The organism is Trueperella sp. LYQ143, from assembly GCF_046599595.1.
In the GTDB taxonomy this organism is placed as follows: domain Bacteria; phylum Actinomycetota; class Actinomycetes; order Actinomycetales; family Actinomycetaceae; genus Trueperella.
The window spans coordinates 1-11,963 of sequence record NZ_JBKIWR010000030.1 but is presented as its reverse complement, the minus strand read 5'-3'; the positions used below and the strand labels follow the sequence as shown (position 1 = coordinate 11,963).

Sequence of the window (11,963 nt, the reverse complement as noted above, 5' to 3'; positions counted from 1 at the left end):
TCTGCTTGTTCGGGAGAAAGAACGGGATTAGTGAAGAAAGAACCAAGAGAATAGGTATCACGATCAGAATCATCAAGAACCATCCCCTTACTCCGACGCAACTCCAAAACCGCAGCACGCACCTCAGCAGACGGAACACGCTGCCCCACCTCAACACCCAACACATCAGCCAATTGCCCATAACCAACCGGACGCGAAAGCGTAGCCCGCCGCACATGAAACAACACCGAAAGCACAACCCACCGCGGACTAGGCATAACAACAATTCAGCCCAATAACATGAAGCCGCTAGGATATGACCATGCGAGATCTCACGAGCCTGCCCAAAGCGCACCTCCATTTGCACTTCACCGGCTCTATGCGCCTATCCACACTCGCCGATCTTGCCCGTGACGCAGGTCTGCGCCTGCCCGCCAACCTCACCGACACCAGCGCCCTCCAGGTGCCAGCCAACGAACGCGGCTGGTTTCGCTTCCAACGCGCCTACGACGCGGCCCGCAAAGTCGTTCGCAGTGAAGCCGCCATGCGTCGGATCGTGCGGGAGGCTGCCGCAGATGACGCCGCTGAAGGCTCACGCCGACTCGAACTACAAATAGATCCCACCTCTTACGCGCCATTCGTCGGCGGTATCACTCCAGCCCTAGAAATCGTCCTCGATGAGGCTACGCGCGCATCTAAGGAAACCGGCGTGCAAGTGGCCATTATCGTCGCCGCCTCACGAATCCGGCACCCACTTGACGCGCGCACCCTTGCACGACTCGCCGCCAAACACGCTGGAAATGGACCAGGGCAAGTCATCGGCTTTGGTCTATCAAACGACGAACGCCGCGGCGACACCTCAGACTGGGCACCGGCCTTCGCTATCGCCCGCAACGCCGGACTCGCCAGCGTACCTCACGCCGGCGAACTACTCGGACCAGAACACATCCGCCACGTCATCACCTATCTCAAACCCACCCGTCTCGGTCACGGCGTGCGAACCGCCGAAGATCGCGACCTTTTAGCCCGAATCGTGGGCGCCGGAATCGCCCTCGAAGTATGCCCCACATCAAATGTTTCCCTCGGGGTCTACGAACGCATGGAAAAAGTCCCATTACGTATCCTCTCTGACGCAGGCGCCCAAATCGCACTGAGTGCCGACGATCCACTCCTATTCCGATCGCGCCTCCTCGATCAGTACGTCGCCGCCCGCGAACAAGGATTTTCCGATATAGAACTCGCCAAACTTGCCCGCGATTCCGTCAATGCCTCAATGGCAACAATCGAGGCAAAAACTCAATGGAACCGCGAAATTGACGCATGGCTTGCCACCGAGGAAATCTAAAATGACCACTGATTCTCACCGCCCCGCAGCGCTCCATTTCCTCCCCGAACAACATACCCTGGCTCACATCGCCGGCATGTCTATCCGAATCCACCGCTTCAACGCGCTCGCTGCGGGGCTGAACCGCCGCCAACAAGACACCCCTGGCGATGGGCGCGTCACTTTTGTTCTCATTCACGGCATCGGGATGTCATCTCGATATATGAAGCCACTCGCCCGCACGCTTGCCGAATACGGCGAAGTCCTCCTGCTTGATATGCCCGGATCAGCAGGACTCCCGGCCCCGCAGCGCGCACGCTCTATCGCTGGCTTTGCAGCCATCGTCGATGCTGCCCTCGCTCTCAACGGGATCACTGACCCTATTCTCATCGGGCACTCTATGGGCGCTCAGATTGCCACCGAGCTACTGGCCCGTCGCCCCCAAAAATATCGGCGCGCCTGCCTGATTGGCCCGCCGGTTAACGCCGCTGAACGTCATCTCCCTATCGCATTTGCCCGATACCTCCAATCCGGTATCTACGAGAAAGGAAATCTCATGGCGGTGGCAGCGCTGGCATATATGCGCTGTGCTAAAGACTGGTTCTTTACCACCTTGCCTATCATGCTCCGCTACCCTATCGAGAATCGGATTTCCCTGGCAGAGCACGCCGACATCATCTTCCTTCGCGGGCAACATGACTATCTTGCCCCACCTAGCTGGATCAAAACTCTCCAACAGAATCTGCCTCAATCCCAAAGCGTCACTATCTTGGGGGCAGCTCACTCTACGCTCTACAACGATGACGACGACGTCGCCCAATGCGCGATCTCGCTTATGCAGCCCGACGAATTAGCCCGCTTGGCACAGCACCGAAACACAAAGTAGATCTCATGCAGGCAAGAAACCGAAACGGATCTCACCATCCCTTAACTCGACTCCTCGCCACTGCGAGCGACTACACCTGGTATGCAAACAATCTTCTCGGTGTGCGTCTCACATCTCGCGTATTTTCGACATCATCTCAAGCTGTGCCCGCTATCGCGCGAGCGCGAATCATTCTTTTTCCAGGGATCTACGAGACTCCCCGATATTTTCAGTCGATCACTACCATGCTCACTTCGTGGGGAGCACACGTTATTCCCCTGCATCTAGGGCGTATGCGGGCGCCGGTTCCTTTTCTCGCTCAACGTGCCCTCGACGAATTAGCTGATATTCCGAGCGATCTGCCAATTATTTTTCTTGCCCACTCGAAAGGATCCCTCGTCGCCCGCGCTGTGCTATCCCAGTATCCACCGGCCGTGCATGGTCTAATTGCTCTTGCCGCGCCGTGGAATGGCAGCACGCTAGCTCGTTTCTTTCCCTCGCACGCCCACCTTGCCCGTTTAGCACCTGGCGGGTTGGATACGTATATTCCTTGGACGGATGCGCGCGAAACACGCCTGCGTTCACGCATCTATTCCATTGCGCCGCAATGGGACCCACATATCCCCCAGGGGTCATTCCTCAGCGGCGCACACAACATCACGTTGGGAAGATCTGGGCATTTTCGACCGCTTGGCGATCGGCAACTACCTCATATTATTGCGCGTTGCTTAAATGAGCTCATCGCATGTGCCCCACTTACCGACTGTGATTAGCTAGCTGCTATCTCGTTTTAGCGAACTGCCACCTAGCCACGCTCTGATGCTCCCTACAGGATTGCCACATAGTGGCTATTCAGCCGATATTCCCAGCTCCTCCGATAGGCCAATGCACACTGGCTCCGGCACTAGGTTCACGCCAAATGCCTCATACACCCCACGGCGTATCTGCGCTGCCAAGCCGGCAATCTCACGTGCAGTTGCCTGACCGCGATTCGTCAATGCCAAACAATGCTTCTCCGATATTGCAGCCGGACCAGGCATATTGAATCCTGCTGGAAAACCAGCATGTTGAATCAACCACGCCGCTGAGGTCTTAACCTGCCCAGGGATCGTTGGTGCTGCCGCCCCAATCTGATTGACCGCAGCGTTTTTCGTTACCGAGAATCGTGGCGCTTCAGGCGGAAGGCGATCTGCTTGTTCGGGAGAAAGAACGGGATTAGTGAAGAAAGAACCAAGAGAATAGGTATCACGATCAGAATCATCAAGAACCATCCCCTTACTCCGACGCAACTCCAAAACCGCAGCACGCACCTCAGCAGACGGAACACGCTGCCCCACCTCAACACCCAACACATCAGCCAATTGCCCATAACCAACCGGACGCGAAAGCGTAGCCCGCCGCATATGAAACAACACCGAAAGCACAACCCACCGCGGACTAGGCCCCCATTCCGGCAAGGAACGTTTAAGAACGGAATCGCGATAGCCGAAAGCTAAATCAGATAAAAATAAGGTACGAGTTCGCTGACGTTGACGGTCATATACTCGAACCGACGCTAATGTTTCAGCGACTTCTTGCCCATACGCGCCGATATTTTGCACTGGAGCAGCACCCGTCGATCCGGGAATTCCGGAGAGAGCTTCCATGCCCATCCAGCCATGCTCAATGGCATAAACAACGGTTTCATCCCACGGGGTCCCAGCAGTTACCTCCATCTGTGCCCCACCGCAGCTATCTTCAGAAATCTCGGTGATTTCCTGACGCATATCGCGGATAACAACACCCGTAAACGGATCGTCACTTGCCAGCACATTGGATCCGCCACCCAATACTAAAACCGGCATACCAGCTTCATCCGCACCGCGTACAGCCTCAATGATTTCCGCTTCTGTTCGGGCGTCAACGAGCTGAGAGATCTGCCCGCCGACTTCAATCGTCGTCATTTGGGCAAGGCACTGCGTTCCTTGGCGCCGCTGCGATTGCACTGGCGGGATCGTTATTGTTGGCGAAGAAGGCTCTGGGATATGACAACTCATGTATCTATGCTAGTGCCGCGTTAACCGCCAGTCGATAATCTTCGATAGCGGCGGAATAATTGAGAGCTCAAATTCACCAATTTTTTCAATCACCACCGGATTAAACCGAGATTTGAATTGCATTAGCGAATCATCTAATTTTCCGGCGACCCCGCCCAAAGAAACACGTTGCGCACCGCAGGCAAATTCTTCGGTAATAGCGTCCACCCACAGCACATGTTGAGCAGGGATATTGCCATAATGACGATTCGTTCCGGCATATAGCATCTCCGACCACTCGCCGAAACGCACCACCAAAACCGCCGCCAACACAACCCGCTGCCCATCGCGCTCGCGACATTCGGATAGCTCAGCAATACGCTTGTTTGCAGCCTGGATCGCCTCGGTAAGCCGATTTCGTTTCTTTCCTGCGTGTTCTGGGCACTGCGCCAACTCTGCCTCATCGCGGGCACGTGCTTGACGAGTTCGCGCTAAGGCATCATCAATATCTAATGAAGCCGTATAAATTCGCGCATTTTCGCCGAAACTACGGAAAATCTGATGATAGTATTCGGCAGATCGCAGCGAGATTCCTTTCGTCTCTTCGGTCTGCTCAATGACGTTGACCAGATCATCAACACACTCGTCACCGCCATATTCCGTAGTGACGAAACGATTGCGGGCATTATTCGCAAGCGTTCGCGCCTTTTTTGATAATAACGCAGCATATTCTCCATCTGGGCGATGAACAACTGATACGAAATGCGGTTGAATATTATCGTGCTTTTCTGGCGTAAATCTGCGCAGGCGATAACCCAGACGCTCAATGCGCCGCCCGATGGCAATAATCTGCGGATCGGGTGGAAGTGGAAACTCATCAAGCGAAGCAGCCGCAGCCGCCAGGAACGGATCAATACGCACTAAAATTGCCAGCTTGCGTCGCGCATAGCGCCCAAGTTGGCGTAAATACGTATCGCGCACCTCGTCATTGGCATAATCCAACAATGGGCCATGAGGTAAATACCAGATAGCTAACGGTGAGGTGGCGCTACGGCGTAACCGTGACGGCAAAACCGAGCGGATCAAGACCAAACCCACCGCAACCAGTTCTCCGTCATCATTACGTAAACCTGTCAGAATATGGCTCCAGCCGCCCTTGACGTGAGCCCATTCGTCGGATTGCAATAACGTACACTGTGGATGCTGACGAGCAAATGCGTCGAATTCTTCAGCCGGAACATCCGCACAGAACCTCATCTTCGTTCCTTATCTCCTCGCCATAATAGAGGCAGAGGATCTCCGATATATCGACAACACCATGACAACATCTAGATACTGCCGGCAGTACTTTGCCCCTGCCTCATCATCCTAAACCAAAGCCAGCCAGAGATTACAGCTATCTATTATGACATTTGAGTCTATTTTCTTAGCGGGCAAATTCGCGAAATACATACGTATTTGCCCGCTGGGTAGCTAGCTACACACAAGCGTGCATCGCTCCTCACCCATTCATCATATAAATTTGGTGCAATCATCGCGCTGGGCACACAGTTCACAACTCATCTGGGAGGCGGCTACACCATTGCGAACATGACGGGCACGCCCGCTATACCTGCGACTGGCGCATTCCAGCGATGTAACGATCTTTGGCAACAAAATGACCTCCGCACCGGCGGAGGTCACAGTGTAACGAGACGATTAGCGAGTCTCGCGATGAGCCGTTGACTGGTTACAACGCGGGCAGAACTTCTTCAGCTCCAAACGATCCGGGTTGTTACGACGGTTCTTCTTTGTGATGTAGTTGCGCTCCTTACAAACCTCGCATGCGAGGGTGATCTTGGGGCGAACGTCTGCAGACTTACTAGCCACTGGTTTTCCTCACGTTCGGCTTGCGAAGCGGATGCTTCTTGATCGGAGATAAGGCGAATGCCCTATCATCGTAGCGAGGGCGGGGTTTGAACCCGCGACCTCACGATTATGAGTCGTGCGCTCTGACCAACTGAGCTACCTCGCCGTGAACCATTCTCATAAGAATGAAACGAGCCCCGAAAGGGAATCGAACCCTTGACCTTCTCCTTACCATGGAGACGCTCTGCCGACTGAGCTATCGGGGCAACCCTGGCTAGCATACCACCACTTATAGTGGTGCGATACCTCGTCAACTGTGCGAAATATTGCACCGCCAACGCCGCAGCCGTGGCAGGTGAGGGATTCGAACCCCCGAAGCTAATGCAACTGATTTACAGTCAGCTCCCTTTGGCCGCTCGGGAAACCTGCCAGTGTGCCTGCATATCAAGCACGCGAATACTGAGATTAGCAGTTCTCCCCCCGTGTATGTCAAACCCAATAACCGCGGTGCAGTAATGCTCACATTCTGCGCCGCAGCAACCGTCGTATTTCCCATACGCCCCACTCCTGCCACCGCCCTTATTTTCCTTTTCAGCACTGCAGAAAAATCCAGAAATACACTAGAATCTCACCCATTTTCATTAGCACTGCACTACCACAGACCCGTCACGTGCAATACACTGCATATGCATACGCATTACGAATGCTGAGAAAGGAAACCTCATGGCCGATTCCTCGTTCGACGTCGTTAGCCGGTACGACGTTCAAGAAGTTGACAATGCCGTCAACCAGGCAGCAAAGGAAATCTCACAGCGCTACGACTTCCGCAATGTCGGAGCAAGCGTCGTACGCAACGGAGAAAGCATTACAATGACGGCAAATTCATCCGATCGAGTGCTTGCCGTGTGGGACGTCCTACAGACGAAACTCATCCGTCGGGGTCTATCGCTCAAACAAGTTGACGTCGGAGATGGAGAGCCGAAAGCCTCCGGAAAAGAATACCGCCTCATCGGCGCGCTGCGTTCTGGAATTAGCCAGGAAAACGCCAAGAAGATCACGAAACTTATTCGCGACGAAGGGCCAAAGGGAGTCAAAGCAAATATCCAGGGAGATGAAGTGCGCGTCTCGTCAAAGTCTCGCGATGATCTCCAGGCCACGATTGCCCTGCTGAAAAACGCTCCACTCGACGTAGCATTACAGTTTGTTAACTACCGATAAGACGCGACAATACTAAAAAGTGGATACCATCGTATCATCGCATTGCGGTGTGCAATACTTAGCCAAGGAGCAGTTGTGGTTTACGCTACGCGCTCCGTGCTGTGCACGCCGTTGCATAACACAAAACAAATAAGCACAACAAAGGGAATAATATGAGCGAAAATAACCACTCTCCCGAGCAGCAGGGGTATCCCGCTCCACACAATGCCGGCGCTCCCGTGCCGCCGAACAGTGGCTACCCTGCTCCACAACCGCCCCAGCAACCATATCCAGGGCCTCAAGCTGGCGGCTATTACCAGCAGCCATATTCCGCGCCAGGGCAGCCCTACGGAGGCCACGCCGCTCCTAACGCTGCAAGCAAGGTACATGCAATCGCTGAGCAACCATGGGTGACGTGGGCCGGTTTCGTTGCCGGAATCGTTATCTTCATCTCGGCATTCTTGCCCTGGGTCAGCGCTTCGGCGTTCGGCGATTCCATTTCTTACAGCGGCGTTAGCAGCGACGGCGGCGGCGATGGCATCTTCACTTTGCTGTGTGGAATTGCTATCGGTGCTCTGTGCGGAGTAATTCTGTTCGCTAAGCAGTACGCACGCACCAAGATCTTCGGTATCGCTACGGTCGTCCTCTCCGCTATTACCGTGCTGATTATGTTTATCGACATGGGCAGGATCGGCGACGCCTCAGAAGCCATTAGCTACTTAGGCGGCGATGCCGGCATCGGCATTGGCATGATCTTCACCCTGCTTGCCGCGCTCGTCGCTCTGGCCGCAGGTATCCTTCTCATCCTGCGCAAGGAAACGCCACGTCTGCCGGTTCCTCCGCGCTATTACGGAATGCCGCCTCAGGGTGCGCAGGCCCCTCACATGCCGCAGAACCCTCAGGCTCCGCAGGCACCACAAGGTCCGCAGACCCCACCAGCGCCTTACGGTGGCCCGCAGGCATAGCTAATAGCTAACTGCGCCACGCACTGAATAATAGCTGTGGCCCTGCCGGAATTTTCCGGCAGGGCCACAGTTGTACTGTGACAGTTCCTAACGGCACATCTTCGCAACCGTTGCACCTGCGCTACGATCACCACTTGCGATGACGGCTCATTACCTCACGAGCCGTCCATCCCTACAACGCCGATGAGGAAAGGCGTAGCACGACCGCCAGCAAGCCCGCACAGCTCGTCGCATTAAACAGTTAATAGAGCTTGCCATCATGCGGTTCGCCGCGAGATATTGCCGTCATCGTCTCCCGCTCAACAACCTTGATACGCTCACGCCCTTCTTGAGCACCGAGCGCCTTCTCATATTCCTCTAACAGCTCCCAACCGCGCCAGGTGGTATAGCGAATCCCCCGACTCTCCAGGATCGTCTGCATAGACTCCCAGCCCAGTTCATCTGCCGTCGGAGAAAACATATTAGCCCGATAATCATCAAGAAGATGACCAATCGTTTCCTGCGCATCGGACTTCGTTGAGCCAATCAACCCCACCGGGCCACGCTTAATCCAACCCGTCGCATACATACCAGTCAGCACTTGCCCATCAGGCTCGCTCAACACCCGCCCCGCCGTATTCGGAACGACTCCACGCACCGGATCAAATGGGATCCCCTCAATCGGTGACGAGTAGTAGCCTATCGCCCGATACACTGCCTGCACCGGATAATCAATGTATTCGCCCGTTCCGCGTACCGTCTCATCGCCACACAGTTCAGTGCGTTCCATCCGAATACCGCTGACGTGATCCTCGCCGAGAATCTCAACCGGCTGCTGAAGCAGATGAATATGGATACGACGCGATGCCGTCATATCCTCTTCCTCTTGGAATACCCACTCCGTTAGCTGTTCAACGACTTGACGGGTCATCTTCGACTTTTCCATCGCCGCTTGTGAACCATCGTCATAGTCAAAATCTTCTGGATAGACGATGATATCCACGTCAGGCACATGCCCTAGCTCGCGCAACTCCATCGGCGTGAACTTCACCTGAGCCGGCCCACGCCGACCAAATACATGAACATCCGTAATCGGCGACTGCCGCAAGCCGGCTTCCACATTGTGCGGGATCTCAGTAGACATGAGATCGTCAGGCTGTTTAGCCAAAATACGCGCGACGTCGAGAGCCACATTTCCCACGCCAAGAACCGCAACTTCCCGAGCCTCTAACGGCCATGTGCGCGGGTAGTCTGGATGACCGTCATACCAGTAGACGAAATCCGCCGCCCCATAGACTTCCGGCAGGTCAGCACCGGGAACATTGAATGGCGCGTCGCGGTCAGCACCCGTGGCCACAATGATCGCGTCGTAGCGCTCCCGCAGCTCATCCACGCTAATATCCCGACCAATTTCCACATTGCCAACCAGACGAATATCGCCCCGCTGCAAGACGTTATACAGCGCATTAATAATGGCTTTAATACGCGGATGATCGGGTGCAACACCGTACCGCACCAAACCATAGGGAGCCGGGAGCTTTTCATATAGATCAATGCGCACCTCTACCCCAGATTTCGACAGAATATCGGACGCATAGATGCCGGCTGGTCCGGCCCCAATGACAGCAACGTGAAGCGGTCGGTCTGCCACGTCTACCTCTTCCTTCTTAAGCTCTTCTCATCTGTGTTATTCGCGCTTAACCTACCAGGTGCACGGCCGTAACACGTCAGCGCGCCGGAGCAAGACGCCGCCAATACGCGCACATGACATCCTAATTCAGTTGCCAACAGCTTCCCAGCATAGCGCGATGGCGGGTGACCAATTCGTCACCCGCCATCCGTCAGCGTATATGAACCCTAGTGCCGCTATACGCCATTACTCATAACTTCACGTGCAACAGCAGCAAGGGCACACCCGATATTAGGCTTCGCCCTGGTCTCCGGGGCCATAGGAGCTGGTTGTCGCATCCAAACGGATAACACCATACGTCCAGCCCCGACGACGGTATGCCGCACACGGCTGAGCAGTAACCTCATCAATGAACAGGAAGAAAGGATGACCCACCAATTCCATCTCATCAATCGCCTGCTCAATAGACATTGGCCGAGCCGCATAGAGCTTTTGGCGCACAATCGCCGGAGAATCTCCCAGCGGGCTCTCCACTGCCTCACCTAGATGAGTGGGGATGGGGGTTGCTTCCTCTGGAGCTTCAACATCTTCTGGTTTGGAAAGCAACTCATCAATCGGCAAATCAACAGGCGCTTCCTCGCGACGCTCACCCTTACGGCGATCCTTCCGACGCTCATGCTTGCGGCGTAAACGTTCAAAAACTTTCTGGGCAGCCAAATCTAGTGCACCAAAACGATCCGACGCGCTGGCTTCTGAACGCACTACCGGCCCTTTATCACGAACGGTAATCTCAATGCGCTCCGAGGTATCTGCTTGGGCCGGATTCGGCTCATGCGTAACCTCTACTTCAACACGCTGTGCCCGTGGAGCATACTGCTCAATTTTGCTGAGTTTTTCTTCCACATGCTCGCGGAACCTTCCGGAAACCTCAGTGTTTCTACCCGTGACGACGATTTCCATGATGACCTCCCTTGGCCATGACCGAAAGTGGACGGTACGCCCTAATATGGCTGTACCCCATGAACGTTTGCCCGAAAGCCGGGCGCTAACCACTCCTATCTCTTGAATGTGCCAGCTTCCCGACGATAGTAGCGATAAGCTCGCACGTTCTTTCTGGGTATCTCCATTATACGAAATTATCGCTCACATGTGACCTCGCCCACGCAATTGCCGTGGATTGTGTGCCGCGGCCAGCGCAACCGCACCAATCACCCGACCGCCGCAAGATTGCACAGCTTTCCAGGCTCCCAACACCGTCGCTCCAGTAGTGACGACATCATCAACTAACAACACGTCACACCCGCTGAGATCGGCACCAGCGCAGCATTTAATAAGCTTCGACTTCACTCGACGATCATAAAATTGCGCTGGCCGCGAAAGCCGGCGATCGCCGCGTATTCTGTGCCGCCACGACGAGGTATGTGCGGAGAACAGAATCGGGGTCACTGGCACCCCCATTGCCGCACTCACCGCCGCCGCGAGCACGCCAACAACATAACGATCCGCACGAATACGTTGCCGCGACGATGGCATTGGGACGATGACATGCGGCCAACACAACGCGATCTCGTCATATCCGCTACGAGAGAGCACTACATCATAGAACGCCTCATCCAAACGCTGATCCACCGTATTTTTCCAACGAACAATCGCTCTTGACCGCACACCGCTGTACTCCCCTAGAGCTCCCACCGGAAAAGGTGCGCGTATTTCCCCATCAATCGGGGAAACAAGCTGTAAATACGGCAAGTGCTCCTCAACCCGATCCCAACGCTTGCCAAAAGTCGATCGGCACTGCTCACACAGATCTTCGTCATACGCCCCACATCCAGCACACCAACGCGGGAAACACAGATCAAGCGTGGTCTGCCAGGCGCGATGGCATGCGCCGACCCTCCGCTGATCAGCCCACGCTTCCCTCACGTTCTTACCCATGCCTGAGTTTTTCACATGCACACGTCACCTAGTAGCAGCCAATAGCTATTGTGGATTTCCCTGCCGGCACGCAAAGCAGTGGAAAACTTAGGAAAACCCGGGTTATAGGACAAAATGTGTTGCTTGTGGGTTAGTCCCAGGTGTTGTGGTATGGGGTGGTGTGGTGGAGTTCGTTCCAGCAGATTGCGTCGCCCCAGGTGGGTATGGTGGTGTTGGCTTGTTGGTG

General features: G+C 54.9%; 11 protein-coding genes, 3 tRNA genes and 1 pseudogene. 5 read left to right on the top strand and 10 right to left on the bottom strand.

The window, feature by feature from the left end; translation table 11 throughout:
- Positions 1 to 257, bottom strand: a pseudogene (locus ACLHIL_RS08820) (UDP-N-acetylenolpyruvoylglucosamine reductase); the annotation flags it as partial.
- A gap of 44 nt (positions 258 to 301) precedes the next feature.
- Here ACLHIL_RS08820 and ACLHIL_RS08815 point away from each other — a divergent pair.
- From ACLHIL_RS08815 to ACLHIL_RS08805, 3 genes are read left to right on the top strand one after another with little or no spacing between them, the layout of a single operon-like run.
- On the top strand, positions 302 to 1,324 hold the full coding sequence (locus ACLHIL_RS08815) for an adenosine deaminase (protein ID WP_411297593.1): 1,023 nt from the start codon (positions 302 to 304) through the stop codon (positions 1,322 to 1,324).
- 1 nt (position 1,325) lies between these two features.
- Positions 1,326 to 2,189: an alpha/beta fold hydrolase gene (locus tag ACLHIL_RS08810; RefSeq protein ID WP_411297592.1), complete on the top strand. Its 864-nt coding sequence runs from the start codon at positions 1,326 to 1,328 to the stop codon at positions 2,187 to 2,189.
- Positions 2,190 to 2,194: 5 nt separating this feature from the next.
- The gene (locus ACLHIL_RS08805) at positions 2,195 to 2,941 is read left to right on the top strand and encodes an esterase/lipase family protein (RefSeq protein WP_411297591.1); all 747 of its coding nucleotides are present in this window, start codon (positions 2,195 to 2,197) and stop codon (positions 2,939 to 2,941) included.
- 75 nt (positions 2,942 to 3,016) lie between these two features.
- Here ACLHIL_RS08805 and ACLHIL_RS08800 read toward each other — a convergent pair whose 3' ends face one another.
- The 6 genes from ACLHIL_RS08800 to ACLHIL_RS08775 form a co-directional block, all read right to left on the bottom strand.
- Complete coding sequence (locus tag ACLHIL_RS08800) at positions 3,017 to 4,204, bottom strand: UDP-N-acetylmuramate dehydrogenase (RefSeq protein ID WP_411297590.1); 1,188 nt, start codon at positions 4,202 to 4,204, stop codon at positions 3,017 to 3,019.
- Positions 4,205 to 4,213: 9 nt separating this feature from the next.
- Positions 4,214 to 5,440: a peptidoglycan bridge formation glycyltransferase FemA/FemB family protein gene (locus ACLHIL_RS08795; RefSeq protein ID WP_411297589.1), complete on the bottom strand. Its 1,227-nt coding sequence runs from the start codon at positions 5,438 to 5,440 to the stop codon at positions 4,214 to 4,216.
- A gap of 441 nt (positions 5,441 to 5,881) precedes the next feature.
- A complete protein-coding gene (gene rpmG, locus ACLHIL_RS08790) occupies positions 5,882 to 6,052 on the bottom strand; it encodes a 50S ribosomal protein L33 (RefSeq protein WP_411297588.1) in 171 nt (56 codons plus the stop codon).
- 71 nt (positions 6,053 to 6,123) lie between these two features.
- Positions 6,124 to 6,197, bottom strand: a tRNA-Met gene (locus tag ACLHIL_RS08785).
- A gap of 27 nt (positions 6,198 to 6,224) precedes the next feature.
- Positions 6,225 to 6,297, bottom strand: a tRNA-Thr gene (locus ACLHIL_RS08780).
- 83 nt (positions 6,298 to 6,380) lie between these two features.
- Positions 6,381 to 6,461, bottom strand: a tRNA-Tyr gene (locus ACLHIL_RS08775).
- Positions 6,462 to 6,754: 293 nt separating this feature from the next.
- Here ACLHIL_RS08775 and ACLHIL_RS08770 point away from each other — a divergent pair.
- Complete coding sequence (locus ACLHIL_RS08770) at positions 6,755 to 7,249, top strand: YajQ family cyclic di-GMP-binding protein (RefSeq protein WP_411297587.1); 495 nt, start codon at positions 6,755 to 6,757, stop codon at positions 7,247 to 7,249.
- Positions 7,250 to 7,401: 152 nt separating this feature from the next.
- Entirely contained in the window at positions 7,402 to 8,193 is a 792-nt protein-coding gene (locus tag ACLHIL_RS08765; RefSeq protein WP_411297586.1) for a hypothetical protein, read from the top strand.
- A gap of 241 nt (positions 8,194 to 8,434) precedes the next feature.
- Here the strand turns inward: ACLHIL_RS08765 and ACLHIL_RS08760 are convergent, their stop codons facing one another.
- The 3 genes from ACLHIL_RS08760 to ACLHIL_RS08750 all read right to left on the bottom strand — a co-directional run bounded on the left by ACLHIL_RS08760 (position 8,435) and on the right by ACLHIL_RS08750 (position 11,737).
- A complete protein-coding gene (locus tag ACLHIL_RS08760; RefSeq protein ID WP_411297585.1) occupies positions 8,435 to 9,823 on the bottom strand; it encodes an FAD-dependent oxidoreductase in 1,389 nt (462 codons plus the stop codon).
- Between the two features lie 270 nt (positions 9,824 to 10,093).
- Positions 10,094 to 10,762, bottom strand: coding sequence for a ribosome hibernation-promoting factor, HPF/YfiA family (gene hpf / locus ACLHIL_RS08755; protein ID WP_411297584.1), 669 nt, complete (start codon positions 10,760 to 10,762; stop codon positions 10,094 to 10,096).
- Between the two features lie 183 nt (positions 10,763 to 10,945).
- Positions 10,946 to 11,737: a ComF family protein gene (locus tag ACLHIL_RS08750; protein WP_411297583.1), complete on the bottom strand. Its 792-nt coding sequence runs from the start codon at positions 11,735 to 11,737 to the stop codon at positions 10,946 to 10,948.
- Between the last annotated feature and the right edge of the window lie 226 nt (positions 11,738 to 11,963).

What these genes read in the sequence shown, in the direction of transcription:
- ACLHIL_RS08810 (WP_411297592.1), top strand. Translation starts at nt 1,326, where the DNA reads ATGACCACTGATTCTCACCGCCCCGCAGCGCTCCATTTCCTCCCCGAA.
- ACLHIL_RS08815 (WP_411297593.1), top strand. Translation starts at nt 302, where the DNA reads ATGCGAGATCTCACGAGCCTGCCCAAAGCGCACCTCCATTTGCACTTC.
- ACLHIL_RS08795 (WP_411297589.1), bottom strand. Translation starts at nt 5,440, where the DNA reads ATGAGGTTCTGTGCGGATGTTCCGGCTGAAGAATTCGACGCATTTGCT.
- ACLHIL_RS08750 (WP_411297583.1), bottom strand. Translation starts at nt 11,737, where the DNA reads ATGGGTAAGAACGTGAGGGAAGCGTGGGCTGATCAGCGGAGGGTCGGC.
- ACLHIL_RS08770 (WP_411297587.1), top strand. Translation starts at nt 6,755, where the DNA reads ATGGCCGATTCCTCGTTCGACGTCGTTAGCCGGTACGACGTTCAAGAA.
- hpf (WP_411297584.1), bottom strand. Translation starts at nt 10,762, where the DNA reads ATGGAAATCGTCGTCACGGGTAGAAACACTGAGGTTTCCGGAAGGTTC.
- ACLHIL_RS08800 (WP_411297590.1), bottom strand. Translation starts at nt 4,204, where the DNA reads ATGAGTTGTCATATCCCAGAGCCTTCTTCGCCAACAATAACGATCCCG.
- ACLHIL_RS08805 (WP_411297591.1), top strand. Translation starts at nt 2,195, where the DNA reads ATGCAGGCAAGAAACCGAAACGGATCTCACCATCCCTTAACTCGACTC.
- ACLHIL_RS08765 (WP_411297586.1), top strand. Translation starts at nt 7,402, where the DNA reads ATGAGCGAAAATAACCACTCTCCCGAGCAGCAGGGGTATCCCGCTCCA.